The sequence below is a fragment of the Arthrobacter sp. NPDC080073 genome (genome assembly GCF_040686575.1).
In the GTDB taxonomy this organism is placed as follows: domain Bacteria; phylum Actinomycetota; class Actinomycetes; order Actinomycetales; family Micrococcaceae; genus Arthrobacter.
Genome location: NZ_JBFBKR010000025.1, coordinates 1 through 26200, shown reverse-complemented (window position 1 = coordinate 26200; position 26200 = coordinate 1). Strand labels below are relative to the sequence as shown.

27 protein-coding genes are annotated in these 26200 nt (G+C 63.6%); 14 read left to right on the top strand and 13 right to left on the bottom strand.

The window, feature by feature from the left end:
• Positions 1-26 precede the first annotated feature (26 nt).
• The 4 genes from AB0O52_RS20560 (at position 27) to AB0O52_RS20545 (ending at position 5454) form a co-directional block, all read left to right on the top strand.
• Positions 27-968 (top strand): hypothetical protein, encoded by a 942-nt coding sequence (locus AB0O52_RS20560; protein WP_364541652.1) that lies wholly within the window; start codon positions 27-29, stop codon positions 966-968.
• Positions 965-3772 carry an ATP-dependent DNA helicase gene (locus AB0O52_RS20555; protein WP_364541649.1) on the top strand — a complete coding sequence of 936 codons (2808 nt, stop codon included), beginning with the start codon at positions 965-967 and terminating at the stop codon, positions 3770-3772. Before AB0O52_RS20560 ends, AB0O52_RS20555 begins: the two co-directional genes overlap by 4 nt.
• Before the next feature lie 770 nt (positions 3773-4542).
• Positions 4543-4818, top strand: a complete 276-nt coding sequence (locus AB0O52_RS20550) for a hypothetical protein (RefSeq protein WP_364541647.1) — start codon at positions 4543-4545, stop codon at positions 4816-4818.
• Between the two features lie 330 nt (positions 4819-5148).
• A complete protein-coding gene (locus AB0O52_RS20545) occupies positions 5149-5454 on the top strand; it encodes a hypothetical protein (protein ID WP_364541644.1) in 306 nt (101 codons plus the stop codon).
• A 97-nt stretch (positions 5455-5551) separates the two neighbouring features.
• Here the strand turns inward: AB0O52_RS20545 and AB0O52_RS20540 are convergent, their stop codons facing one another.
• The 8 genes from AB0O52_RS20540 to AB0O52_RS20505 form a co-directional block, all read right to left on the bottom strand.
• Positions 5552-5977: a DUF4913 domain-containing protein gene (locus tag AB0O52_RS20540; RefSeq protein ID WP_364541642.1), complete on the bottom strand. Its 426-nt coding sequence runs from the start codon at positions 5975-5977 to the stop codon at positions 5552-5554.
• A complete protein-coding gene (locus tag AB0O52_RS20535) occupies positions 5970-7739 on the bottom strand; it encodes a TraM recognition domain-containing protein (protein ID WP_364541639.1) in 1770 nt (589 codons plus the stop codon). The genes AB0O52_RS20540 and AB0O52_RS20535 overlap by 8 nt, the downstream gene beginning before the upstream one ends.
• Positions 7739-9346 carry an ATP/GTP-binding protein gene (locus tag AB0O52_RS20530; protein ID WP_364541636.1) on the bottom strand — a complete coding sequence of 536 codons (1608 nt, stop codon included), beginning with the start codon at positions 9344-9346 and terminating at the stop codon, positions 7739-7741. The genes AB0O52_RS20535 and AB0O52_RS20530 overlap by 1 nt, the downstream gene beginning before the upstream one ends.
• Positions 9346-10857 (bottom strand): SCO6880 family protein, encoded by a 1512-nt coding sequence (locus tag AB0O52_RS20525; protein WP_364541634.1) that lies wholly within the window; start codon positions 10855-10857, stop codon positions 9346-9348. The genes AB0O52_RS20530 and AB0O52_RS20525 overlap by 1 nt, the downstream gene beginning before the upstream one ends.
• 1 nt (position 10858) lies before the next feature.
• The gene (locus AB0O52_RS20520; protein ID WP_364541631.1) at positions 10859-12106 is read right to left on the bottom strand and encodes a hypothetical protein; all 1248 of its coding nucleotides are present in this window, start codon (positions 12104-12106) and stop codon (positions 10859-10861) included.
• Positions 12107-12209: 103 nt separating this feature from the next.
• Positions 12210-12938 (bottom strand): hypothetical protein, encoded by a 729-nt coding sequence (locus tag AB0O52_RS20515; protein ID WP_364541629.1) that lies wholly within the window; start codon positions 12936-12938, stop codon positions 12210-12212.
• A gap of 13 nt (positions 12939-12951) precedes the next feature.
• Positions 12952-13239 (bottom strand): hypothetical protein, encoded by a 288-nt coding sequence (locus tag AB0O52_RS20510; protein WP_364541627.1) that lies wholly within the window; start codon positions 13237-13239, stop codon positions 12952-12954.
• Positions 13240-13253: 14 nt separating this feature from the next.
• Positions 13254-13871: a DUF6668 family protein gene (locus AB0O52_RS20505; RefSeq protein WP_364541624.1), complete on the bottom strand. Its 618-nt coding sequence runs from the start codon at positions 13869-13871 to the stop codon at positions 13254-13256.
• Between the two features lie 96 nt (positions 13872-13967).
• Between AB0O52_RS20505 and AB0O52_RS20500 the strand changes: the two genes are divergently transcribed.
• The 6 genes from AB0O52_RS20500 (at position 13968) to AB0O52_RS20475 (ending at position 19266) form a co-directional block, all read left to right on the top strand.
• Positions 13968-14273 carry a helix-turn-helix domain-containing protein gene (locus AB0O52_RS20500; protein ID WP_364541621.1) on the top strand — a complete coding sequence of 102 codons (306 nt, stop codon included), beginning with the start codon at positions 13968-13970 and terminating at the stop codon, positions 14271-14273.
• 27 nt (positions 14274-14300) lie between these two features.
• Entirely contained in the window at positions 14301-15368 is a 1068-nt protein-coding gene (locus AB0O52_RS20495) for a CHAP domain-containing protein (protein WP_364541618.1), read from the top strand.
• Between the two features lie 11 nt (positions 15369-15379).
• On the top strand, positions 15380-15907 hold the full coding sequence (locus AB0O52_RS20490) for a hypothetical protein (RefSeq protein WP_364541615.1): 528 nt from the start codon (positions 15380-15382) through the stop codon (positions 15905-15907).
• 6 nt (positions 15908-15913) lie between these two features.
• Complete coding sequence (locus AB0O52_RS20485) at positions 15914-17317, top strand: chromosome partitioning protein ParA (RefSeq protein ID WP_364541612.1); 1404 nt, start codon at positions 15914-15916, stop codon at positions 17315-17317.
• A 528-nt stretch (positions 17318-17845) separates the two neighbouring features.
• Entirely contained in the window at positions 17846-18931 is a 1086-nt protein-coding gene (locus tag AB0O52_RS20480; RefSeq protein WP_364541610.1) for a hypothetical protein, read from the top strand.
• Positions 18932-19002: 71 nt separating this feature from the next.
• The gene (locus tag AB0O52_RS20475) at positions 19003-19266 is read left to right on the top strand and encodes a hypothetical protein (RefSeq protein WP_364541607.1); all 264 of its coding nucleotides are present in this window, start codon (positions 19003-19005) and stop codon (positions 19264-19266) included.
• Here AB0O52_RS20475 and AB0O52_RS20470 read toward each other — a convergent pair.
• Complete coding sequence (locus AB0O52_RS20470) at positions 19263-19412, bottom strand: hypothetical protein (protein WP_364541604.1); 150 nt, start codon at positions 19410-19412, stop codon at positions 19263-19265. The genes AB0O52_RS20475 and AB0O52_RS20470 overlap by 4 nt on opposite strands.
• A 344-nt stretch (positions 19413-19756) precedes the next feature.
• Complete coding sequence (locus AB0O52_RS20465; protein WP_364541602.1) at positions 19757-20752, bottom strand: hypothetical protein; 996 nt, start codon at positions 20750-20752, stop codon at positions 19757-19759.
• A 261-nt stretch (positions 20753-21013) separates the two neighbouring features.
• Between AB0O52_RS20465 and AB0O52_RS20460 the strand changes: the two genes are divergently transcribed.
• Both AB0O52_RS20460 and AB0O52_RS20455 read left to right on the top strand, forming a co-directional pair.
• Positions 21014-21445 (top strand): S24 family peptidase, encoded by a 432-nt coding sequence (locus AB0O52_RS20460; protein ID WP_364541600.1) that lies wholly within the window; start codon positions 21014-21016, stop codon positions 21443-21445.
• Positions 21438-22736: a Y-family DNA polymerase gene (locus AB0O52_RS20455; RefSeq protein ID WP_364541597.1), complete on the top strand. Its 1299-nt coding sequence runs from the start codon at positions 21438-21440 to the stop codon at positions 22734-22736. Before AB0O52_RS20460 ends, AB0O52_RS20455 begins: the two co-directional genes overlap by 8 nt.
• A 3-nt stretch (positions 22737-22739) precedes the next feature.
• Here AB0O52_RS20455 and AB0O52_RS20450 read toward each other — a convergent pair whose 3' ends face one another.
• Positions 22740-23444 (bottom strand): SOS response-associated peptidase family protein, encoded by a 705-nt coding sequence (locus AB0O52_RS20450; RefSeq protein WP_364541595.1) that lies wholly within the window; start codon positions 23442-23444, stop codon positions 22740-22742.
• A 352-nt stretch (positions 23445-23796) separates the two neighbouring features.
• Here AB0O52_RS20450 and AB0O52_RS20445 point away from each other — a divergent pair, with 352 nt between their 5' ends.
• Together AB0O52_RS20445 and AB0O52_RS20440 are read left to right on the top strand one after the other, a co-directional pair.
• Positions 23797-24711 carry a ParA family protein gene (locus AB0O52_RS20445; RefSeq protein ID WP_364541592.1) on the top strand — a complete coding sequence of 305 codons (915 nt, stop codon included), beginning with the start codon at positions 23797-23799 and terminating at the stop codon, positions 24709-24711.
• Entirely contained in the window at positions 24708-25076 is a 369-nt protein-coding gene (locus tag AB0O52_RS20440; RefSeq protein WP_364541590.1) for a hypothetical protein, read from the top strand. Before AB0O52_RS20445 ends, AB0O52_RS20440 begins: the two co-directional genes overlap by 4 nt.
• A gap of 98 nt (positions 25077-25174) precedes the next feature.
• Here the strand turns inward: AB0O52_RS20440 and AB0O52_RS20435 are convergent, their stop codons facing one another.
• Complete coding sequence (locus AB0O52_RS20435; protein WP_364541587.1) at positions 25175-25459, bottom strand: hypothetical protein; 285 nt, start codon at positions 25457-25459, stop codon at positions 25175-25177.
• 109 nt (positions 25460-25568) lie between these two features.
• Positions 25569-25763, bottom strand: coding sequence for a hypothetical protein (locus AB0O52_RS20430; protein ID WP_364541584.1), 195 nt, complete (start codon positions 25761-25763; stop codon positions 25569-25571).
• Positions 25764-26200 lie beyond the last annotated feature (437 nt).

The window sequence follows — 26200 nt, the reverse complement described above, 5'->3', positions numbered from 1 at the left end:
TGAGGATCGCATCGAGGTTGGGGCCCATGCCGCGCTCAGACACCAAGTTCATGAGACGCGTGCGCTCACACCAAGCCTGGTACCGCCTGCTGGTTCTCGAGTTGGAGCAGTTCGGATTCCTCGCAGGATCAGGAGCACAGTGTGGTTCGGTGTTAGCTGACGCAGACGCGGATCGCGGGTTGAACTTCATCAGCGCGTCCGCCCTCATGTCGTATGAGGAGCGCCGAACCTCTGGGTGGGGCGTCGACCCGATCCGCTGCACCAAGTATTTGACGTCGAGCCAGACCCTGACGTTCAACATGATCTCGGACGCCGTGCAGCAGCCCGAACGCGCGGCTCTGCTGTTCGGACAGCTCCTAGGCAGGTCGGACTTGGTCAGGCTTGAGTCTGCAGACTTCGAGTTCACGGGCTTTCAGACGCCGTACTGGCTCGGCGACCGTACGTTCGTCGACATGCTTCTCCGCTTCCGGCGGCAGGATGGCGGGCTCCAAGTGGTTGCAGTCGAAACGAAACTGGCCGATCGGTTCTCAACACGTCGAACCGACGCGATGGGCGGTCTCACCTATCAGCGTTTAAGTGATGGCTTGAGAATCTGGCGCGACTTGGCAGCCAGCCTCGAGAGCAATCTGACTCGACAATTGACTCGCTGTCACGCCTTGGCGCAGTCAGTTCAGTTGCTGGACGGGGGTGCCGCCGACGAGCCAGCATCCTTGCTGGTGCTGCTGCATCCCAACGACATAAACGGAAGGTCGCAGGCCGAGACGTATTTTGCCGGGCTCGTTGAGGGCGAAGGAGCGGTGGTGACTTGGGATGCGTACCTATCGGTCGCCGAAGCAACGGGCGCGTTGCCTTGCAGCCTCACAGACGCTTTGGGCGTGCGCTACGTCGATCTTTCCCTCAGTGAGGATGCGTGGGTCGCCGTCGAGCGTCGCGGCCGACGGGGAGACGTTCTGGCGGTGACAGCATGACTACTTATACTCGCGCCCAAATTGAAGCGATTGCCTGCCTCAACGACCCCCTGCAGATTATCGCGTGCGCCGGGTCGGGGAAGACTCAGGTGATCTCGCAGCGTGTCGCCGCGATCCTCAAGCAGCCGGGCGTCCACCCGCGTAACGTCGTCGCGTTCACTTTCACTGAGAAGGCCGCTGCCGAGCTTAAGGAGCGCATCTACAGTGTTCTCGAGACCGAGGGTGTCAGCACCCAGGGAATTGCCGAGATGTACATCGGGACGATGCACGGCTACACCTTGGACCTGTTGCAGCGGCTCGTGCCGGAGACGTTCAAGTTCTCCGCACTCACCGACATCACCGGCCGCCTCTTCATTGACCGGAACAGCCGACGGTCTGGGCTGACCGAGTGCCCGACATCTTCTGCGGGCACGCCCAGGCTGAGGCGCTTCCTGCATTCCAAGCTCTACATGCAGGTGACCAGCATCCTTCGCGAAGACACCGTGGACGAGGAGCTGGTGCCGGACGGCGTGCTCAAGGCGCACTGGGACTACATGGGTCTGCTATACGAGCACCGGTACTTCGACTTCACAGAGATGATCAACCTGGCGGTACAGCTCCTTGAAGGCGACCCCGCCGAGGACGCCGAGGCTGCGCTCGTACAGCGGCACATTCGTGACGACATCCGCTACGTCGTCGTTGACGAGTATCAGGACGTCAACCCGCTACAAGAGCGTCTCATCCGCGGGCTTGTCCAATTCAGCGCTAACCTCTGCGTGGTCGGCGACGACGACCAGACCATTTACCAATGGCGAGGCAGCGAGGTCAACAACATCGTGACCTTCGAGGATCGTTACCCCGGCGTCCGTCAGGTCACGTTGGATGACAACTTCCGATCCAGCAAGGGCATCGTCGAGGTCGGTCGCTCGATTGCCGAGCTGATTCCACCCGGGGCTCGGCTACCTAAAGCGATGGCGGCGTCTGGACACCAGACGTTTGAGCGTGGCGACCTGCTTGCCTTGGACTTCGTCGACCCTGACGCGGAAGCGGCATGGATCTGTGACCGCATTCAGGCTATGCGCGGCGTCGCATTCACAGATGACCCCACCGGCATACGCCGGGGGCTGTCATGGTCCGACTTTGCCGTGCTCTTTCGGTCGGTCGCGCGCGATGCGGGACCACTCGTCGACGAGATGAGACGCCGGGACATTCCCTACGTGATCAAGGGGTTGAACCGCCTCTTCGACAGCCCAGAGATTCAGGCGATCGTCGGCATCTTCCGCTACATCGTCGCAGAGATCGACGGATTAATGCTGCACACACTGTTTGACGACGCCTCTCTCGTGCCGGACGGCGGCAACTGGGCAGCAGCTATGGAAGTGCTGGACAAGGGGCGAGACTTTGACCGCGGCGAGAGATGGGGAGTTTACAATATCCAGCGCCTCTACCTCGAGTTCCTTGAGGCACTGACGCTCCGTGAAGATACGATTCCCGGGGACCCTGCCCGTGCCGAACTCGTCTTCTATCAGCTCGGGAAATTCAGTCAGGCGATCTCGGACTTCGAGGCGATTTACTTCAACACTGACCCTCCCCAGAAGTACAGAGCATTCACAGATTGGCTCGCGTTTCAGGCGCCCGACTACTACGCTGACGCTGATGCTGACGTCGGCTACGCCGCACCTGACGCAGTAGTGATTTCTACGGTCCACCAGGCCAAGGGCATGCAGTGGCCGGCCGTCTTCGTCCCGTGCCTTCGTAACAACCGGTTCCCTGCGAAACGGCAAGGGGGCCTTGGGCTTTTCCACGTCATCCCTGACAGTGCCATCGCTAGTCCCGATCGATACCGGGGGACGATTGAAGACGAAACTCGACTGTTCTATGTGGCTGTGACGCGCGCCCAGAAATACCTCTTCGCGTCTTACTCACCCGTACCGGGCAATCGTCTGTACGGCCGGCGATCAGCGTTTTTCGACCACTGTGCCCGTCAGGCTTGGTTCCTGACCCGGGACCCCGGAGCGCCCGCTTCGTCGCTCGCACCCCATGCGAAACGAGAAGTCCCGAACGTCACTCTTTCCTTCTCCGAGCTCAAGTACCTCTTTGAGTGCCCCTACCAGTTCAAGCTCCGCTTCCTCTACGGCTTCAACCCGCCATTGCACGAGGCGCTCGGCTACGGGAAGGGCCTGCACGACGCACTCGCGGAGGCACACAAACGCGCTCTGGACGGTGAGGTGCTGCCAGCCGCAGCGGCCGAGGAACTTGTTGACCGCCACTTGCATGCGCCGTACGCATACCCCGAATTGAAGAGCGCCTTGCGCTCTGCCGCTATCAAGGCAGTTGGCCGCTACCTGGACGACCACGCAGCCGACCTCGAACGCACTGTGCACAGTGAGAAGCAGATCCAGGTTCACGTAGCGCCTGGGGTCACAGTCGATGGCCGCATCGACCTGGTGCGCCGGCTGGACACCGACGAGCTGGCCATCGTCGACTTCAAGTCCACCGCGCGTGCACAAGACGAGGATGTGACTCGAGACCAACTCCACGTATATGCGGTCGGTTATCAGGAACTCACTGGTGAACGCGCAGACCTCATCGAGGTTCTCAACCTCGATGAGGACGGCAAGACAATTCGTGAGAAGGTGGAGGATCCTTTGCTAACGGCCGTACGCGGAAGGATCAAGGACGCTGGCGCCTCATTGCGAAATAATGACCTTCCCCGACTGCCTGTGTGGAGCGAGCAGTGCGGGAAATGCGACCTTGCTGAACTATGCCGCGAGATTCCGGAGAGTGCCAAAACCGCGCGCAGGGCCGGTACAGAGGCTAGTTGAACCGGCGCCCACCCTCAGAACAGCCCTTCCGGGCGGTTGCTCGCACCGTAGCGGCGCGAGCTTGGAGCGGTGGCCGTCGTCCGGGCTGCATCCCTTGAACGATCTGTCCGCCGGAGTGTAGGACGGACATGTGATGGTTCTGCGTCGTTGCACGTCTCGCCTACGCCAGGGACGAGTACGACCTTCGAACACCGCGATCGACCTACATGAGCTGGCTGGTAATGAGGTGGCCAAGTTCGGGAACTCCGAAGAAAACAAATAGGCCTTCGCCTGCTAGCCCTATCCCCTCTGGAAAAAGTCAGTTGGAATCGTCTCCAACGTCTATGTCTGGAAGTCTCAGGTCCAGGGCACATAACTCGTCGAGTAGACCTAGCACTTCCCCCAGCGTTCTGGGACGTCGAGCGGTGAGGATATCCGCAGAGCACCTGAGTACCAGCTCGCTGACATCCGTCGCAGTGCAGTCGGTGCACCTGCCGATAACAGGCTTTTCGCAATTCACGCACCGGGCCATGACAACCTCCTCTGGGGGCTGGCCAACTTCGTCGAGGGCTGGCACCTTCCAGACTACGACTTGACAATCGAGTAATTCAAGCATTGCGGTATTGCGCGTATTGCGATACTTTTTCTGGAGTACTAAATCTGCATCTCCTCTCGTCGCGCAGGCCGGGAACTGCGCACGATATGGCGGTTTACGTTGAGTGAGACGAGATGTAGGCGATAGTTGCGTTGCAGTTCCCATAGAGAATCGTGGAAGAAGAAGGTGGTTAGAAATGGCCAAGGAAGAAACTGAGAAAACCGATGGCACCGCCGAGGAATCCGCAGAAGATCTAGTGATGACTTCGTTTAGGATCACCAAGAATCAAGCGCGCGCGCTGGAGCTTGTCTCGGAGTTGACTGGTCGCACCAAGGCAGCCATTGTGCGGGACTCTCTGAATGCAACGTTCAAGGAGCTAACCAGGCCAGAGGCTGTAGACATAATGGCGAATGCACATCGTGAACGGCTTGAGCGGCAGCAAGAAGAACTGCGCAGGACTGTCATGACTTAGTAGTTGGGTTCAGCTAACAACTAGGTGCAGAAGCCCTGGAGCGCTTGGCGGTAGCCAAGTCTTCCAGGGCTTTTTTGTGCCTAAGAGATGAATCGTGGATCTTCGCGAAGTTCGGACATCAGTCAAGCGATAGTTGATTGTGCAAGGTTCGCGTATTGCGCGAATACGCGAAAGCTGCCATTATCGATGTACGGAAGGTCCGTGTTGTATCTAGAACAAAATGAGGACAAGATGTTCACCCTTCACCCCAAACGAGCTGGAGTTGCTGTTTCAGATGTGCGGCGACCGCATCATCGGCGGTCGTTCCAGCGACGCCTGTCGGCAATCTTGGTGGCTTTAGCCATCATGATCGGTGCGACCCTGGGTGCTGCTGCACCATCCCAAGCAGCAACCACCTACTGCGGCAACGGAGCTTGCACCCTGTATTTGAACTGGAACGAGACCAACTCTCTCGCTAATTGGAGGCCGCCCCAGCTGAACATTCCGGACCCACGGCTTTACGCCGCTTACGTAGCCCTCGCTGCAGCACACGTGTTCATCGCCAAGGGCTGGGTTTGGCGCGGCGACTGCGTTGGCTTCACGATCAACATCCGGCCATGGGCTACGCAGGGCATGTTTGGATGGCGATGCCGGTAGAGATGGGTAAGGCCTCGACAGAACTGAGGGACCGGCAAATATTGCCGGTCCCTCAGTTCTGTCGAGGCCTCTACTCGCGTTGTTGATGGGGGACGCGTCAGAACAGCCCAACCGGTGGTTCGTCACACGGCAGCGGCCCGAGCTTGGAGCGATGGCCGTCGTCGGGGCTGCAGCCCTTGAACGGGCCGTCTGTCGAGAGCAGGACGGACATGTGGTGGTCTGCGTGGTCGCGCCACCAGACGCTCATGCCGGTGGTTCCGTCGAGGCGCAGGAACTCCCAGGCGCGCCAGAGCGCTTCCAGACGGCTGATTGCCTCGGCGTGCTTCCACCATTGCGGGCACCAGGTCACACCGCCGCCGACGTTGGTCTGTCGGCGGTAGGTGGTGGCCAGTTTCTCGTTGACGAACTCGGCGACGTTCGGGTAGAACAGCTCGGGCGCGTTCTCGTCGTCTTTTGTCGGCTCCATGGCGTCGGCTCCGGTGGCGTCCAGTTCGTCGTCCCACTCCCCCAGGCCTTCAGTCATCGGAGGCTCCTGCAGCGGTCCACCGGCTGCCGGCGGCGGCTGGCGGCCGGTTGGCCGGGTCATGGGAGGCGATGGAGGCCCGGACTGCGTCGGCGTGGGGACCGCTCATCCAGGGCACCGTCTCCAACAACGCCGCGGGGGCACCGGAGGCGAACATGATTGCGCGGCCGCGAGGGAAGGCGGCGAGGTCCGAGACGTCGAGGGTGCGTTCCTTGCGGTCGTCGTCGTGGCTGTAGGAGGTGCCCTGTTTGGAGCGGCTTTTGGTCATGTTGGAGTAGCGGTATTCCCCCACCAGCTGCGCGAGTTCGTTGAGGAACTCGGCTTCGGCCACGCCGCCGCCGTAGACCTTGATGTTGGCCGCGGACCAGAGCTTGCGCATCCCGTCACGGCCCCAGACCTCCACGCCCTGGGACCAGGACTGGAGGATGGTCATCAGGACGATGCCCCGGGAACCGTAATGGCTGTAGAGGTTCGGTAGCTCGCGCCAGCGGCAGACGTTGGCCGCTTCGTCCAGGATGCCGATCATGGGCGTGGCCAGCCGGCCGCCGGGTGAATGAACGGCGAGTTCTTCGGCGGCTTCGACCGTGGCCACGGTCAGTGCCGTGACCAGCGGGCCGGCAGTGCCCTTGCCCTCCTTCGAGAGGCTGTACAGCGTCCCCACGGACCGGACGAACGCGGCCGGATCGAACTGTGGCCGCTCGTCCTTCGCGCCCTGGGGAGTTACCCACCGGGCCACCTGGCGGTTCGTGAGGCAGGACGCCATTTGCAGGGCAGTGCCGTAGACGCCGCCGCGTTGCTTCTCGGGAGCGTTGATGATGCCGCCCACTGCGTTGGAGGTCTGGATGAAGCCGTGGACCTTGAGAATGTCCACTGCCTCGTCGTCCGCCGGCCGGGTCAGCCAGGTGTGGACCTGCGTGATCGGCCGCCCGTCGAGGGCGGCCGCGAGCAGGAGACCGGCAAGGAGATCCTGCCCGGCAGGATCGAAGTAGGCATCCGTCTTGGCGTCGGGGCCACGTGAGCCGGCGGCGAAGTGGTCAGCCAGGCGTGCGGCCCGCGCTTCGTCCGTGACGTAGGACAGGGGGTTCCACCACCAGGTGGGTTCCTCGAGCGCGACCGCCTGCGGATCGAAGACCCACACCGGCCCATCGGCGGCGCGGACGTCGCGCGTGCCGTCGACGATGTCCCGCTTGTTCGAGGTCACCAGGGCAGCGCCCGGGGCGGCGAGGATCGCCGGGATTGCCCGGGACGTCGTCTTGCCGGTTCGTGGCCCCCAGATGTCGATGTGCATGTCTTCCCAGGAGCCGTAGACCATCTGCCCGCCCAGGACCGTCTTGCCGACCGGGACACCGGGTGAGCCTTTCACGCCCAGGCGCTCGGCCGTCGCCGTCGCCCCGCGCAGGCTCAGCGCCCGCAGATCCCGGCCCTTGGCCATGTGCTGGGCGGCGACGTCCACACGGGAGCGCTTGGAGCGGCGGTGCAGCACGGCGCGCACCACCAGGACGGCGAGGCCCACGATCACGACGCCGAAGCCGATCAGTACCCAGGTGGCGGCCGCCGGCCAGGTGACCTTGTGCGTGAACAGGCCGATCACCAGCTCGAACGGGTTGGCCGGCAGCTGCTGTCCGTCGCCGGCGATCATCGACCCCAGATGAACGGCCCCGGTCACGGAGCCGACCCCCATCACCACGGCGGCGATGAAGATCCAGAGCAGGATCGTCTCGCCGTCGAGCCGGGATCGCTTGCCGCTGTTTGGTGCACCCATCAGCTTTCCCCTTCGTCGTGCCAGCGCTTGTTCGTGTCGTGCAGGGATTCCTCTACGCTCGTCAGTTTGAGCGCGACCGGGACACCCGGGCGGCCGCCGACCTTGAAGAGGAACTTGCCCAGGCCCGGGCGGACGCGCTTGCGGGATCCGCCGACGTCGGTCCACGATCCTGGATCAGCCCAGGAGATGAGACGGGCCTGTTCGGCGCGCGAGAGCGTGACGGCCTTGTTCAGCTTCTCCATCTCGCCGCTGGGCAGCGCCCCGCAGACGACCATCCCGGAGCGCTCCACGAAGCCGCGGGCCTTCATCCGCTCGGACTCTGTGGGCAGGGCCTCCAGGTCACTCATGGTGTGTGTGATCATGGCCTGTCCAACGCCCTCGGTGCGGTTGAGGCGCGTGAGCGAGTCAACGCGGTCCACCATGCCTTCCCCGGAGCGCAGCGCCCGCCACAGTTCGTCCATGACGACGAAGTAGTTGCGGCGTGGCTCCAGGCCGGCGTCGGCGAGAGTGTGGGCGACCTGGACGGTGGCGAACCCAGTGGACCAGCAGGCCAGCAGTGAGGCGGCCTGAATGTCCCGCTGCGTGTCGGAGATCCCCGAGAGGTCGAAGACGACCGGCTTGGTGAGGTCCATGGGCTGATCGGTGGGCTTGGAGAACATGTCTGAGAAGCGGCCCGAACCGTCGAGCGAGTAGAGCGACTGGCGCAGCTGGTCCGTGGCGTCCAGGTAGCGGCTCATGTCTCCGCGGTCCAGGGCAATCGCCCGCAGCTCGTCGGGCGCGTCCTTGATGACCTCGATCAGATCCCCGATCAGGGGCACCCGGTCCAGGCGCTCGTCCAGGATGTGCAGGGCCCGGTCGATCAGCGATTCCTCGTGCGCGCTGGGCTTGGCGTTGCGCACAATGGTGATCAGCGCCGTGATCATATTCAGGCGCCGGTTGTGCGAGTCCGCCATGAGCTGTTCGGCCAGCTTCTCCGCCTTCGTCGCTGTGGCGAGCAGCTGCGAGGCGGCCTCCTGGTCCACATTCTGATTGGTACCGGTCCGGTTCGCTTTGGCCCGGTGTTCTTCGGCCGAGGCGAGCAGCCGGACAGCCGCGCCCGTGGCTTCGCCCGGGTCCAGGACGTTCAGGTGGCCACGGCCCGGTCCTAGGCTGATGACCTGTCCTCCCAGGGCCTGGATGAGGTCAACGTAGTCGGGCTTCAAATCTCCCAGGATCAACGGGTTGATCCCCCGTCCGGCGAGGCCCAGGACGATGTGCCGGACGAGGGTGGACTTGCCGTAGTGCGGCAGCCCGAGGACGAACATCGAGGGGTTGTTGATCATGCCGTGCATGAACCAGCTGATCGGATCTCCCCCGAAGGGCGCACCAGTGTCTGTGTGAACGCCGATCGGCACGCCCACTATGGGGGTGCCGGACCCGCCCACGAAGGGCCACAGGCCGCAGACTTGGACGGAGGTTCCGCGCCACTCGTCGGCGGCCGTGACATAGACGGCTTCTCCCTGGCCGCGCCCGCGCCAGCCCCGAAGGCCTGGCCGGCGGACGACGGCGGCCGGCAACGTAGGGGTGCTTGCGGGGGTGCGCTTGTGCTTGATCAAGTTGGCGAACATCACATGGCCTCACGGATCTCTTCAGGCACCTTCAAGTGCTTGGGCAGGACCAACCCGAGGGGCAGGGAGGCGGCAAAAGCCGAATCCTGGGAGCCGTAGGCGCGCCGCAGCAGCAGGCGGGCGGACGGGCCGAGGTTGCCCTCTACGACGGCTACAGCGTCATCGAGGGCGCGGGAGGAAAGCACGGTGGCCGTGACGACCATGCCGAAGTTGACCAAGCCGGCCCCTTTGGCTTCTTCCGCTGCCGTGGCCTGGGCTGCGCGGGCGTCCACGAGGGCGCGCGCTGTGGGCCGGTTGGTCGAGGATGCCCGGGTGAGGGCGTTGGTCTGGTCTGATTCCACAATGGAAGCTGCGCGGCCCGATTCGATGGGCCGGTACAGCAGGGTAACGCGTTTGCGGTCGATCTCCCCGTGTGGGGCCACGAGGCGTGCGAGCACTGAGGCGAGGACGTGGCCGCGGGGTGCTCCGGTCATCGTCCAGGACACCGAGTGCCCGGAATCGTGGCGGTAGGTGTCCCAGGCGGCTTGATGCGCTGACGGACCGACGTCGCCCCAGCTCAGCTCGACAGGGGTGCCCTGGTAGTGGGCTTCGTCGATGAGGCGTGCGGCGGCGGGGTCGTAGGCGACGCGCACGACTTCGCACAGCTCCTGGGCGTTCAGCGGCGCACAGGCGCCGGCGCCGGTGGATTCCAGGCGTTCTGTCAGCCCGGGGAGGCGGGAGGCCAGATCGCGGGCGATCTCTTCGGCGGTGCGGCGCTTGCCGCCTGCCCTGGCGGCGGCGCTGAACGTCAGTGCGACCCAGGCGCGGATCGTTGCCGACCCCTGCGGGTACGTCTGAAGGGCCTCCCGCAGCATTGCCTTGGCAATGGCCGGGGCATCCTCGTGGATGTTCGACTCGACTTCCCTGCGCAGACGCGACCCGGAGTCCGGCGCGGTCTCGACCGTGACGGATGCTGCCACCACGGCCGGCTCATTGCCCAAGGACGCCAGCCAGCCGCCCCAGTTCGCCACCCAGGCATCGACCTGCTCGGGATCAACCAGAGACGCGCCGTCAGGCTGCGTGCCGAAAACGACCGTGTAGTGAGCTGTGGACGGAAGATGGATCAGCGCGAACGGCCGGCCATAGGAGTCCGCGAACTCGTAGAGTTTCGAACCGGCCGAGATCCCGGGCAGCTGGTACTCACCCCAAGGGGTCAGCCCCAGCGGGCCGGAACGGTAGATGTTCGCGCGTTTGCGCCGCGCCGAGCGGAAAGCCAGCCGCGCGAAGACCCGTTCGCCCAAGGACTTGTTGTGCTTGTCCGTCACCGAGACGACGGCCAGCGCCAACCCGAGAATGAGCAGAGCGACCAGGCCGGCGATCCAACCGCCAACGAAAAAACAGACCACCGTGACGATCAGGCCAATAAACAGGCCCGCCGTCGCAAGACCGCCCAGAGTGCCGATGCCCGCCTTGCGCGGCCGCCGCCAGTTGCCGTAGGTCGGTTCCCGATACGTGTTCTCGATAGCAGCCATGTCAGGCACCCCCCGTTGATTCTTCGCTCATGTTCCTGGCGGCCCCGGCTGCCGCCTGCCCGGCCTCAACGCCCTTCTGCGCAGCAAGGACGCCGACGCCCACCGGACCGGCAGCCGCCGCTGCCCCGCCTGCAGCCGCGCCGCCGCCAGCTGCGGCTCCGCCGCCTCCGGCCGTGGCCGCTGCTCCGGTTCCTGCTTGTGCACCTGTCGCGGCAGGCGCAGTTGCTGCGGATCCCTGGCCGGCCGTCTTACCGGACGTACCGGACGTTCCGGCGCTGCCCGGGCTCCCGGTCCCCGAAGGCCCCTGAGATCCAGGCGAATGATTCGATGTGCTGCCCGGCGTCGTGCTGGCGGATCCTCCGCCGCCCCTGCCGGCGCTGCCCATGCTGACAGCGCCTGAAGCCAGGCCGCCGACAGTACCCGCAGCCAGTCCTCCGCCACCGGCGGCGACCGCCCCGACCATGGGCGTCACGAACCGCATGAGTGCCGGCATCGCGAACAAGGCAATGACCATCAACGCCAGCCCAGTCACCGTCGTCAGCAGTGCAGAACCGAAGTCCTTGCCGTCGCCACCGTTACCGAAGATCTTCGTGCCCGTGAGCCGGAAGGCCGTCGCGTAGATAATGGCGGCAGCCGGCTTGTAAAGGATGAACGCGATCAGCCAGGCCGTGCACTTCTGGAACCAGCCCTTGCCCGCCTCAGTGTTCGTGAACGCGGCGGCCGTGGGGAAGATCCCCGTCAGCACCACCAGCAGGCCGCCGCGGACGATCATGAGCACGATCTGGACAATGGAAGCGAGAATCGCAATCAGCCCCAAAAGGATGATCATGATCGCCCCGACCGGGCTGGTGGCCGAGAGCTGAAGCATGGCCGTGATGTTGTCGTTAAACGATGTCCCGTTCGTGGAGTTGTTGATGATCCACGCAGAAAACTGATCAGCAGCAACAGTCAGGAGTCCGACTGCGGCAACGCCGGCCCCGGAAACAACGACGAGGGTCGCCAACGACCGTCCCAGATCCCGTAGCGGCGCGCCCCTGCGCTCGATAATCATCTTGGCCGCGCCCACAAGCACGGACAGCACAGCAAGAGCGGCCGTCCAGAAGTAGAGACTGTTCTGCAGAAACAGCACCGGATCACTCGCAGTACTCCCGCCAGGAGCAGTCGTCAGGTTCGGAGTGCCCACATTCACCCAGAACGTTCCGAGCGTCTTGACGACGTTTCCCACGGCATCGGCAATGGCGTTAGCCATCTCCTTGACGGCATCGCTTGCCCGGTCGCTTACAAAGTCCCCGGCTTGGCACCCGAAATTCCACCAGTCACAGGGCTTGCCGTTCTGATCGATGGGTTGCAAATCAGACACCCGCCCACGGAATGAACCCGTTCAGGTCAGCCAGCTGCTTTCCCTCGGGCTGACCTGAGGCAGGAGGCACTGCCTTCCAGTCGCCCCCGGTCCACTGAAGAACTACAGGCAACGAGCCGAAGGTTCCGTTTGAGACCTTGAAGCCGTATTCGATCACGGCGCGATCACCGCTGTAGTCCGTGAGCTTGAACCCGGCAAGCTGGAACGACGGGCTGCCAGAGCTGCTTGCTGAGGTAGACGACTTCAGCATCTTGTCGCGCTCCGGGCCGTCAACAGTCAGGTACTGGAGTACCAGGTCGTTCCGGCCCGAGCTGGCGAGAATCACCACGTTCGCCCCGGCATACAAGGCTCCGGTCGGAGAGTGTGCGAAGCAGGAGCGGAGACCATTTGCCTGCGTCTTTCCGGGCCCGTATTGCTGGGGTGACGTAGGGGTGGCGATCTTTCCGACGAGCTCCCACTTGGTGTCGGCCGGAGCGGTGGCCGGTTTGGACTGGTCGCCGGCCGGCAGGCCGCACACGCTGGCAGCCTCCGTGGCCGAGGGCTGCGTGCTGCTGGTGCTCGCTGCGGCAGTGCTTGGTTCGGGCGCCGTGGTTCCGTTGCCTTTTGGCACGAGGGCGAGGATGATGCCAAGCGCGACGATGATCGCCACGACAACGGCCGAGATGATGAACTTAGGTTTGGTCAGCGGATTCTGGTCTTCGTTCACGGTCGGTTCTGTCATGGCTCGCCCCTCCTTAGACCAAGGCACCGACGATGCCGCCAGCGGAGGCCGCGAGAATGCAGCCGCCCAGGACCCAGGCAAGGCGACCGGCATGCTCGCCGCCCTCACCGCGACGGTTGTTGATCATCATCGTTCCAGCGGTGATCAGGATGCCTGCGACGGCCAGACCGAAGACGATCCAGGCGACCCACTTGAGGATTGTGAGAAGACCTTGGGAGCCGGGAGGCGCTGTGCCGGTTCCCGGGTTCGGGATCTCGGTAATGACGAAGCTGGACCATTCCATGGCCTTGGAGAACAGCATTGGTTTTCCTCTTTCTAGTTGGTCGGGAGTGAGGCTGTGGTGGATGCTGCGATACGCACCTGGTCAAGCACGGCGCGGGCTTCCTTTGGAAGTTCCTCGGGTGGCACGTCGTGGCCAAAGCGCCACGACTCAATCCAGGGGATGTGCCACAGGAGGGGCACTCCCCCGCCGACGACTTGCGCGAATTCGCGGATCTCCCTCGGGAGCCGACCAGGAGCGTCAGCCAGGACTACTAGGCCGGCGATGCGAATTCCTGGAACCGTGCCCGAGGCCCATTCCGTGGCGGCCAGCTGCGCGGCGCGCAGGCCCGACACGTTGGACCGGGCAACGAGGACGACAGTGGATCCAGAGGCGGTAAGCGGCCAATGATGCTCAGCTGCCCTCGTGCGCTTGTCCAAGCGTGCGAGCGACGTTTCGCCCGCGCCTCCGTGGACGCCGAGCCACCAGTAGTCCGGGGTGATCCCCGAGACGTTCCATCGAGGGAGCCGGTCGGCGTGGTCGGGCTGCGGGACGCTGAGCTGAGGCCTGGTGGCCCCGGTGGGTGCCAAGATGGGCGGCTCTTCGACGGCGGAAGTCGTGTCCTCCACGGCTGCAGCGCCGAAGGTCACCCACCTGTTTCTTGAGATCGACATTTAACATCCCCCTGTTATGTCCGCAATGATCGTATCCATAGCCACCGTCTCCGAAGGGCACCGAATGTATTCGATCATACGCAATAATACGCAATCATGCTGTATTATCTTCACATGTGGTGGGGAGACGCGCTGATGGACCGAAAGTACGTCGACGCTCTGTTTAGCGGATTTCCCGAGCGATTGACAGTCACACAGCTCTCTGAGGCACTGAACCAGTCAAAGCAGACGACCTACAAGTGGCTCCAGGCCGGCATCATCCCGGCCTACCAGCTGGACAAGACGTGGCTGATCTCACGCGATGAAGTCGCGGATTGGGTCTGGGAGAACCGGAACTCACTTCGTGCGGGGCGCACTCCCGAGCCACACGAAGAGCCTGAGCTGACTGACGAGCCGGGCTAAGCCCGACAAATGTGAGGGGGACACATTTTGCAGCCAATCAAGGGCGCACCATTGCTGGTGGCGGGGGCATTGGCCGCCCCTGTCGTTTTGGTGCTCTCGATCATCCTTTTCGGTGGCGGCTCCCAAAGCGCCGCCGACATTTGCGCGCCTTCCGGCGGCAGCGTCAGCGTTGACGCCTCCAAGCTTCCCAAGGTGCCCGTGGCCGGCTACCAGAGCGAGCAGCTGAAGAACGCCGCCCTGGTCATCAACGCCGGGAAGGCCCTGGGCCTGTCCGCCAGAGGCCAGACCATCGGCGTCATGACGGCCATGGGTGAGTCCGGCCTGCGCGTGTTGGACCACGGCGATGGCCCGGGCCCTGACTCCCGAGGCCTGTTCCAGCAGCGCGACAACGGCGCGTGGGGGTCCTACCCCGACCGTATGAACCCCACCATCTCCGCCACGAACTTCTTCAAGGCCTTGCAGAAGGTCAGCGGCTGGGAACAGCTCGAACCCACCATGGCCGCGCACAGGGTCCAACGCAATGCCGACCCCTACCACTACCAGACCTACTGGCCGGCAGCTGTGGAAGTCGTGGCCGCCCTTGGCGACGTCAAGACCACAGACGCCGGCGAGACAAGCTCCTGCGGAATCCCCGGCGAATCCGGCAAGGGCGATGACCTGCCGTGGCGCACGGCCACGATCTACCAGCCCTCTCCCCTGGGCATGTACAACCGCGAATGCGTCGACTTCGCTCTATGGCGCGTCAACCAGCAACTGGGCAGCAACGGCGCCCCCTACAAGGAGCTCAACAGCACCTTCCGCCCTGACGGCGGCGTGCTCGGCTCAGCCCTCACCTGGAAGGACGGCTGGGACGCCAAGGGGTGGCCTACCGGAAAGACACCGCGCGTCGGCGCAGTGGTCTGGTACTCGCCAGGCACGGGCGGCGCCGATGGCACCTACGGCCACGTCGGAATCGTCAAGACCGTCAACGGCGACGGCAGTTATCTGGAAGAGGGCTACAACGGCAACCCCGCCCCGAACGACCACACCTACTACACGCGCACGGTCCAGAACGGCACCCCAAGTGCCTTCCTGTACCTGCCTGGCAGCCAGTAACCGGAGGAATCATGAAACGCACCCTGACAGCCCTTGCCGTCGTGCTCGCGTGCACGGCCTGCGCGCCCATGGCAAACACGGGAGGAGGCCCGGAAAACCAGCAGATATCTACTTCCCCTGCGGTATTTGCGCCGCCCTCGCTCAGCGCAGGCGGCAAGTCCCAGGCCCCCGGCGGCACCGCCCCTGCCACCTTGGGCATCGCCTGGGACGAGCCGAGCAAGAAAGCAGCACTGGACACAGCCACCAAGGCCATGACGCTGTACGCAAGGCCCACGGTTTCAGACAAAGTGTGGATCCAGGAACTGGGCCAGCTCCTGACCGCCCAAGCCGTTGCCGACTATCAGTACGTTGACCCGGCCAACATCCCGGTCAAGAAGATCACCGGGCCAGGCCAGCTGAAGATCGATGAAAGCAACGGCTTCGGCTGCCATGTAGTGTTCCCCACCGATGCCGGCGACTACGACGTGCAGCTGCTCCGCAGCGCGGCCGACAAGCCCTGGCAGGTCAACCGCTTCACACCTCCGAACGGCACCAAGTAAGGACAGATGATGGAAACCCAAGCACTCGACTTCCCCAAGATCGACGCCGTTCTGCGCGCCAACGGAACCGGCGAGGTCACGATCAACGGCACCTCCCACGCGATCCAGGCCGACGACGAGGCCGCCGTACTCCGCGAGGCGCTGAGCCTCATCACCGACACCGCCGCCCAGCTCGGCCGGCCCGTCAAGGTCAGAACCACTGACCCTGACGGCCAGGGCCTCATCGTGGTCTCCCCCGATGGCATTGTCAGCGAAGCCACCCAGGCCAAACCTAGCCCCCGCCGCCAGAAGAACCCAGAGCCGGCCGCGTCCGCCCCGCCGCCCGTCCAGGCTCCCGCCGAGCCGTCGGCCGAGAAAGCTGATGCACCGGCAGCACCTGTCACGTTCGGAGCTGCCGTGTCCCGCGTTCAGGAATCCGCGCCAGCGGCTGAGGAAGTCGTCCTGGAGCCTGTCACGCGCCGAAGCCTCAAGGAGACTTCGTTCCTGGTCAGCGCGCCTGTGCTGGAGCCGGCTACGCGCGGCTGGCGCGGCGTTCTCACCCGCTTAGGCTTCCGGATGGAACCGTCCCCTGAGGAGCTGGCTGAGCGCGAGGACATTCGCACGGTGAGCCAGCACTGGCCCGGGCCCCGCACCGTGGCCGTCGTCAACCGCAAGGGCGGGGCGAACAAGACGCCCACTGTCGTCATGCTCAGCGCGATTCTGGCCCGCTACAGCGGCGCGGCAACCGTCGCCTGGGACAACAATGAGAGCCAGGGGACACTCGGTTGGCGGACCGAGCAGGGCAGCCATGACAACAGCGTCCTTGACCTTATCGATTCCTCCCAGACGCTGCTCTCACCCAGCACGAACGCAGCCGAGATCGCCCGATTCGTTCATCACCAGACCTCGGACAAGTTCGACGTCCTGCGCTCGGACGAGAACGACGAGGGCGACCACGAAGTGACCGCCGAGGAAGTGGACATTGCCCACCAGGTGCTCACCCGCTACTACCGGCTGATCGTCATGGATTCCGGCAACACGGCACGCTCCGCGAACTGGCGGCAGATGATCACCCACACCAACCAGCTCGTGGTTCCCGTGACCGCCATTGAGGACCGCGCCGAGGCCGCGCGCCTGACGCTCCAGACGCTCGAGTCCCGAGGCGGACACGACGCTGCGCTGGCCCGCAACGCCGTCGTGATCGTCTCCGAATCCACCGACGCCAAGCGCAGCATGAGCGGCGACGCGCTCAAGCGCGCCAAGGACGAGGCCCGCAGGATCGCGGACGGATTCGCCCCGCACGTGCGCGCCGTCGTACGCATCCCCTACGACCCCGCCCTGGTCAACGGCCCCATCCGCTATGACGCCCTCCAGCCGGCCACCCGGCGCGCCTGGCTGGCCGCCGCGGCCGCCGTCGCCAAAGGATTTTAGATGTGGTCGGAAACGACACACCGCGTCGTATGCCAAACCCTCGGCGTTTCAGAAACTAACGTGAGGGTTATGGCATTTCAGAAACGCGCACGCGGAGGGCGACCTTCCAAAGGGGACCGTCACGTTCTGACTACCCGGCTCCCCGTTGCAGACGCAGAAAAATTGTTCGCCGTCGCAGATCACCAAGGGCAGTCGGCTAGTGAGTTTATCGCTCATGCCGTTGCTGAAAAGCTCGCTGCCATTGATATCGCGACCGTTACTGGTCAGGGGGAACTGCCTATCGGCCGCATCGCCTCTTAAACGAAGAAGGCCCGCCTAGCGGCGGGCCTTCGTATCAAGTTATTCAAGCTCTACACCGCGTCTCCGGCAAGTTTCCCGGCGTAGGGCTCCCACAGTCACACCCTCTTTTCGGAAAGGTACTGCATGGGCTCTAGTGTACATGCGTGCGCTTTAAACGACAGTGAATCGCGGACTCATCCGCGGCTGCGTCGTGTCAACCGCGCCCGAGAGACGTCCTCGGATGTAGTTTTGTCAGCCGTTCCTAAAGGCAGCGTGCGGGCCGCACACGGCAGGCAGACCATGGCAGCCCTGCTGCGGCACGAGAAGTTCGCCGTGCGCAACCGCAACGGCCAGGCCACCATCGTGGCCGTACTGCGCGCCCTGATCGAGCGCGCCGACTACGAGAGCATGACGTCCCGCCCAGGCTGGCAAGCACTCATCGAGGCCACAGGAACGTCCAGAACAACCGTGGCGCGCGTCCTGCGCCTTCTGGCCGCCTGGGGCATTATCGGCCGAGTAGCGTCCGGCCGGCAGGCCAAGTACGCCGCCGCCGGCCCGGACGGCGAACGCATTAACGAAGCGGCCGTCTACGTCCTCTGCACGCCGTCGCCGCTGGCGCTTGTGAACAAAGTTGGCACCCCTCCCGCCCTAGGCGGTTCTCACCTAAAAGAAAGAAAGTTAACCCATACACGCGCGCAAGGAAAAAACTCTCAACACGACGTGGCTCCGCCACGACTCATTCCCGCAGGCGCCGCAAGCGGCGCACCTACCGCCCAAGTGCCCTGGCGTCCGGAACTGCTGTGGCCAGCTCACCGGACGCCAAAACGCCGGGACCAGCGTGTAGCCGCCGCGTCCGAGATCCGCTACCGGAGCTTTCCCCTGCGTTGCATGACGCCCAAAGACGTCGCCAGCTCGTGCCGCGACTTCTTCCTAGCCGGCTGGACCGTCGCTGACATTCTGCACGCCCTCGACTGGCAGCCCGACGGCACCTTGTGGCCCCACAGCGGCGCACCCGACACCAAAGAGGCCTGGAGGATGCGCGGCTGGCTCAAACACCGCCTCAACGCCTGGCGCACTGAGGGCGGCGAGCCATTGCGATCCCGCGGCCAGCAGGAGGCTACACGCGCTTCCGCCCGCCGTCGCGAGCAGGAGACCGAGCGCCAGCGAACGCTGGAACGCCAGGCCGAGCGCGCGGCCCGACTTGACGCCGGCGACTCCCCCGCCAAGGTCACCGCAATTGCGCAGATCCGAGCCATCTTCGACGCCACCAATCGAAAGAGAGTGGCGCGCCATTACCCGGAAGCACGGCTGGTGCACCCGGGAACGGGAGTATAGGGACTGTAGGCAGCCGTTGCCCCCGCGTGTTCCAGGTGAGGATTTCGGCCAACCAGGGTCACCATGACTTTATGAGCGAAAACCCAGAAGAGTCCATATTCTCAACGAACCCCAAATTCCCGGGGTATGCAAAGCCCCTCAACGAACGCGAATGGCAGGTTTACCGCAATAGCGGAGTGCAAGTTGGCCTCATCATTGCCACGGATACCCCGGGGGTATTTGACGTTTCCCCGCTGGTTCCCCGCTGGCCCAACACCGAACCGGACCTTTTTGAATCAGGGGATTTTGAAGAAGCGCTGACCTATTGCCTCAAGCATTTCAGGCCGGCCACCTAGTAATGATCCGTCCAGATCACTACCGCCCTGCCGCCCTCGGGAATTTGCTTGCGGGCCTCAGCCAGAGCCTGTTCGTAAGTATCGGCGACGCCAATGATTTTGGTTCTCGTGCCGTCGCTGGCGTCCACGGTCAAGGTCACTTCCACTCAAGCATCCTACTCACCCGAACGAATCGCTTGGGGTAGGTAGCCTCTCGCCCACATATGTACAGCAAGAGCAATTTCCTTTGGCTTTTCTTGCACACATGATAGACGACGGGAACCAGCTGACCGCTTGCACACAACCGCCAGGTCACCACGTGCTGGCACCTCACCCAACACAACCGGCGGATGTGCACATCCTCCTATTCTGGTCAGAAAGAAGCGGCCGGCTGCTGGACAAGCACGGGCTCGCGCGTCGCAGAGAGGGGCTCCAGCCGGGAATGCAGTCAAATTCGAGATCTACTCAGACGACGCCTGCCACGTCAACGCTGTGTGGGGTCGCCGCAAAGTTACAACAGGTCAGGTGCAATGGCTGGAAGACCCTCAGAGAGAGCACGCCTTGCCATCTTGGACTTCGCCGCCAGTGTTCCCCGAGCGAAGTCGTAAGCGAATAGGGCGGCGCCGGCGCGGTCCGCGAACTCCACCGAGGCATCCGTGTACCCGGTCCGGGCGAAGAATAAGGGAACCTTCCCTTCGACGTGTGCCACGCCCACGACGGCGCGAACCATCGCAGGCGGGATCACCGACGCATGGTGTTTCACCTCTGCCATGAAATTCAGGCTCACGACGTCCGCCCCGCCGTCCCGGGTCGCCGCCGACACCACACACCCGCTCTCGCCGAGGAACTCCATCCACTGCTTCGCGAGGAACTCCGCTTGCCGATCCGTACACGAAGCCATAGGCTCCGGACGAGCGCTGCGAGGAGTCCACTTCACCCTTTCTCTGGGGTAGGTGTCCACATCGGGGGCGGGAATCGAGGACACTGGCCGGTGATACTCCGCGTGCGCGATCTCGAACCGCGCGTTCACCGTCTGACATAGCACCGCGTACAGCCGGCCGCGCTCGAAACGGTGCGGGTCGTACTCTTCCCACCATCGCTCCACCATCGCCTTGTTACTGCTGGACACGGACTTTGCGACGACGACCCACAGAACGATGAAGCCTGCGAGGATCAGGAACACTCCGGAGCCCGCGTCCCGCAGCGGCTTCACCGACGCCAACAACAGCAGAAACACGAAGTAGCCGAGGAAGAACGTCGCGTGCACCCACGCGGCGCTCGGCTCTGGTGGGGTGCGGCGCTGGGCCGGGGATGGGTAGATCGTCCGAGTCTTCGCGTGCGCCCACTTATGGATGGCGCCGTCCCATTCGCTCCTGTACGCATCGCGGTCAATCATCGTCGCCAGACGCTCGGCGTAATCCTCGGCCTCCCTCTGGAGGTCCTCCAACGCTGTGCCGCGGAGGCCCGTACCGGACCAGTCGATCCGCGTACTCGGTATCGGCGCCACGAGCAGCCCCTCTCCCCTGAATGGCTGCCCACGTGGCCGCCCCTAGGTGATCATAGAACCCGGCGCCGACAGCCACCCAGGGATCGTGCCAGGTTTCGGCGACCCTAAGGGCCGCGCGAATCGCGGTGGCCATCGTGGTGTGACGGTCCGCGAAGAGTTCTCTTTCGTCGTCCTGCACCTGGTGCAACAGGGTGGAGTCCCGAAAATGTCAGAGTAAGCGACTAGACTTTATTCGAATATATTTTCGAATAAAGGTGTGTCATGAGTCTTGCTTTGGACCCTCGCATGATAGATGCGGGGGCGCCTCCGGGGCACGTCCCGGTGGCACCGGTAGCCGTCCCGGCGGGCTACCCCTCTCCGAGCCAGGACTACTTTTCCTCTGAACTCGACCTGAACGAGTACCTGATCAAGGACAAGACCAGCACCTTCATCGTTCGGGTGGCCGGGAATTCCATGGAGCCCGGAGGCATCAGCGACGGCGACGAACTGATCGTGAACCGGGCACTGGAGCCCAAGGACGGCTCCGTGGTGGTGGCGATCCTCGACGGCGAACTGACCATCAAACGGCTGCGGATCACGAGGGCCGGCGTGATCCTGCAGGCCGACAACCCCAAATACCCGCCGATCCGCGTCCCGGAACTCTCGGATCTGCGGATCTGGGGCGTTGCGGTCAGGTGCCTTCACTATGTCTAGGCCGGCGGTGATGCGCCGCATGCAGGAAATCGCCCACATCGACGTCAACTGCTTCTACGCCTCAGCCGAGCGGATCTTCGATCCCTCCCTCGAAGGCAAACCCCTCATCGTCCTCTCGAACAACGACGGCTGCGCCGTGACGCGCTCGGACGAGGCCAAGAAGCTCGGGATCGTGCTGGGCGAGCCGTGGTTCAAACTCTCCCCCAGGGCCAAGGAATGGGGTCTCGTGGCGAGATCCAGCAACTACGAGCTCTACGGATCCATCAGCGCCCGTGTCATGGAGCTCCTGGCCCGGTATTCGGCCTGGCAGGAGGTCTACAGCATTGACGAGTGCTTCCTGGGCGTCAAAGGCTCAGGAGAGGATCTGCTGGCCCTGGGCCGGGCCATGAAAGACGCTTGCAGGACACACGTCGGTGTGCCGGTCTGCGTGGGCATCGCACCCACGAAAACCCTGGCAAAGCTCAGCAACAAGTGGGCCAAACACAACCCCGTCTTCGAGGGGGTGTGCCGGTGGGAATCAGTGCCGGTGGCCGAGCGCGAAGCGCTCATGTCCCGCCTGTCCGTGAGTGAGATCTGGGGTGTGGCCACCAGGCTCACGAAACGTTTGGCGGGGATGGGTATCTACTCGATCCTTGACCTGTCCAGGGCGAATCCGGTGGCGATCCGGGACAAGTTCTCCGTGGTGATGATGCGGACCGTCCTCGAGCTGCAGGGAACTCCCTGCATCCCGATGGAGGAAGAACGGATAGGCCGGGATCAGCTGATCTTCTCCCGGTCCTTCTCCAAACCGATCACCACGCCGGCCGACATGCGCCAGGTCATGAGTGTGTACGCGCAACAGGCCAGCGCCCGCCTGGCCAAACACGAGCTGCAAGCCAAAGTGCTCACCGCGTTCGCCGGCACGTCCTACTACAGCCCCGGCGACACCTCCTACCCGTCCGTGTGCGTGGCGCTGCCGATGCCCACGGCCGACCCGGTGATCCTCACCAAAGCCGCCCATGCCCTCATTCCCAGGATCAACGACGGCGTGAAGTATGTCCGCGCCGGGATCATGGTTACCGATCTAAGGCCCAGCGGGAACCAGAAACCCTTGGAATTGTTCGAAAACGTCCATGAGGAGCGCGGCATAGGCCCCTTGTTGGAACAAGTAGCAGGCAAATACGGCCGAGGCTCCATTGGGCTCGGCCACGCCGGCATCAAGGGCGGCCCGGACTGGACCATGAAACGAGACATGCTCTCCCCCAGATACACCACCCACTGGGACGAACTGCCGATCGTCAGGGCTGCTTGACGGCTAAGCCGTCGCCAGGTCCACAGGTTCGAGCAACCGTGGATCTTCACGCGGGGCTGTGCGCACGTTGTTCAACTCCCGGCTCACCGGGTGGGTGTACAGCTTGGAGGCAATGATGTCCGAACCGGCCCGGACATCCCTTAGTAAGGCGGCACCGTCCTTCGGCGCAAGCGCCTCCGGGTTCAGCCAGGAACCCATCAGCTCCGGATCCAGGAAGAGCGGCATCCTGTTATGGACTTCCCCCGCCGCGTCCTTCCCCTGGACCGTGATGACCGTGTAAGTCTCATCCGGCGACCACAGGCCGGCGGCCAGAAGGAGCGGCGCAGCCGGGTCATGGATGAAGATCGGCACTTTGTACTTCGGCTTGGTCTCGATCCACTCAAAATAACCGCTCATGGGCACGACTAGGCGCATACCTGAACGGTAGAGGTTCTTCCAGACCTCAAAGAAGTGAATTGAACTAAGCCGGGCGTTCTGCATCGGCTTTCCCAGCCGTTCCGGGGCCGGATCAGGAACGCCCCACCGCAGCAACGCGCCCTCTCGCTGCAGCTCCCCACCGTCCACCAGCCGCTCCCGCACTACCGGTGCTGAATTGGTGATCGCCAGGCTGTACGTCGGCTCCCAAGCCAACGCGCCGGCCGGGAAATGAACCCCCAGCGTCCTGGCCAGATCCTCACCGCTTTTTCCAATGGCATAGCGTCCACACATGCTCCCTATTCTGCGGGCAACACCGCAGGGAAGCACGGTGCGCCAAAGCCAGGGCAAAAGAGTGTCCCACCGGAATGGGGGGTACCGGCGGGACTGAACCACCGTACCAGTGCCGCCGACAAGCCCTCACCCCGCTTACCCCCAAGACCGAATCCGCGCGGAATCATTGTTCGCTGGTTTCACTGCATTCACAAGCGAAACCAGCGAAAACAGAAATGTCGTAAACACATTATTTACAAGTTTCACTTGCTTAACTTGATTCACAAGTGAAAAAAGAGAAGACACGGAACCCAGCTTCACAAGCAAATCCAGTGTTGCTGGATACGCTGGAATCACTTTGGAAGGGAATCTGATGAAACACGATCTGGACCGCGGGGCCCTCAGCCGAGTCATCGCGGTAATCAACGGTAAGGGCGGGGTCTTCAAGACCAGCCTGGTGGCCAATGTAGGCGGCCTCCTGGCCGAGGGCGGTTCACGTGTGCTGCTCATAGATCTTGACCCCCAGGGAAACCTCGCCGAGGACCTTGGTTATGCCGACCAAGGCGACGGCGGCAGGAGCCTGGCGGCTTCGCTGTGCTTCGGGGGAACGCCCGACCTGCTTCTGGGCGTTCGCTCCAACCTGGATGTCATCGCCGGAGGGCCCCACCTCGACGATGCTGCCGCCTTCCTCGGAGCCAAGGCCCAGAAGGACCGCGACGCTGCACAGCTAGCCCTGGCCAAACTCCTTGCCGAAGTTGCGGGGGAGTACGACCTGGTGCTGCTCGATTGTCCGCCGGGGAATGAGCCGCTACAGGCGGCAGCTGTGGCTGCCGCCCGGTACGCAGTGGTGCCGTTGAAGACTGATATGTCGAGTCGTAAGGGCGTTGCTGCGGTCGCAGCACGCATGGATAGCGTCGTCGGACTCAATCCGTCGCTGGACCTATTGGGCGTCGTCCTAGTCGGGACTGGTACCAATTCCAAGCAGGTCCACAAAGTCACGCGTGATCACCTCACAGCAGATTTTGGTACAGACGAAGTGCTGTTCCCGATGACCATTCGCCACGCAGAAGCAACGGCCCAGGCCTGCCGGGAGCGTGGATTGCTGGCCCACGAACTCGAGCGGGAACTCAGCAAAGGACCGAAATGGTGGGAGGTTCTGCGCGGGGAAGCGAAGGCCGGGAACGTGGGGCCGAAGTCGGCTTCCAGCGTGGCCGAAGACCTCCACGCCGTCGCCATGGAAGTGACACGACGCATCGCTGTCGCTGAATCTCAGGAGGTCAACGCGTGAGCGCCGAACCGACACCTAGCCGGCCCGCGCTCGGCCTGCCCCCGAGACGCGTCGCCGCACCTGCCGCAGAGGCTCCTCTGGCACGGATGCTCCCCGGACACCGGCCGGACACGCCGAGGAAGGCAGATCCCAAGGACACCGAAACGGCGAATATGACGGTGAGTATCCCCGCCGCGCTCCGTAACAGGGCACGAGCAGCGTACCGGGCGACCAGCTACGCCGAAGGGGATAACACTTGGAGCCATTTCGTGGCTAAAGCGATCGAAGCAGAGACGGCCCGTCGCGAAGCCGATCACAACGAAGGCCAGATGTACCCGTCCTGGGCTGAGAACCTTCCTGGGGGGCGCAGGCTTAAGGACGCCTGATTCGCTGAGCATCTCGACGCCGTCGAGAACAAGTCGACACGGCCTGGAGCGGGCCTGCCCCCTTCAGTGCCCTGTCCAGGTTGCCCTGAGCCATCTTCCTATTCTTTCCGTCGATCCTCATCTGCGAGGTAGTCCCTGATTGCGGCAGCCAGAGCACGCACGACGGCCGGATTTTCTTCCCAGTACGTCCCGTTCCGTATGCAGGCGTGGAATGTGGTCACCCCGGCCCCTTCTGCCGCATGGGCCAATTCGGCCCATGCCTGTTCCAGCTCTGCCAGCTGCTCCGGCGTCTGTTCTCCGTGCTCCGGCCCGATCCGCGCGGCCGCGGGCAGGCTCCGGTCCGCCCTGGCCCGGCTTTTCCGGAAAAAGTGTCGTAAACCCATCGAAGCGTGCCCCCTCTGACCTTGGGAAAAGTCGTGACGGCTTCGTCTTGCCGCAGCGGCAAGACGAAGCCACGTAGTTCACCCGATGCCCCTGCTAGAACAGACGCGCTCACTCGGAACTGTCGATCTTACGGAACCCCGCGCGGAGTACGGCGTCCGCATCGTCGTAGGCGTTCCGGTTGCACTGGCGCGGCTCGGTAACCGGCCTCATCATCCCGGCCCGCCTACGTTGGGCGTTGGTCAGCGCAATCGCCAACTCATCCCGTTCCAGTGCAAATTCTTCATCTTCAGTCAGGTCACTCATCGTTCTTCCTTCACTGCTGCAGCGAGAACCAACCGTGCTTGTTGGTAAAACCGTTTGGTGAATCCGGAGGAGACTTTCGCCTATTATCAAGCACCTGGTTTCCGCTGCGCTGCAACCAGTTATCGGGCGTCCGCTGCGCGGCCGGCTGTGGGGTTCAGGGCGCGCCGTCGCAGAGCTCCGGACCCCTGCACCGGTGTGTCTACGACGTTTTTTGGCTGCTGTCCTTCGGATTCTACGTGTCCGCTCCACCCCGTCTAGCCCCTCCGTTCCTCCGGGGCCTGCGGCCCGAAGAATCGGCTCCGGCGCTCCTGCGTCGCTTATTTCCTGCGCAGATTCCACGGTCCTTGCCCTGGGGGTAGACAGGGCTCCGTCGGCCGCCGAGCAAGCAAGCTTGCCAGCAACCAAAAAACAACGGGGGAGAGGGGACGCTGGCCGGT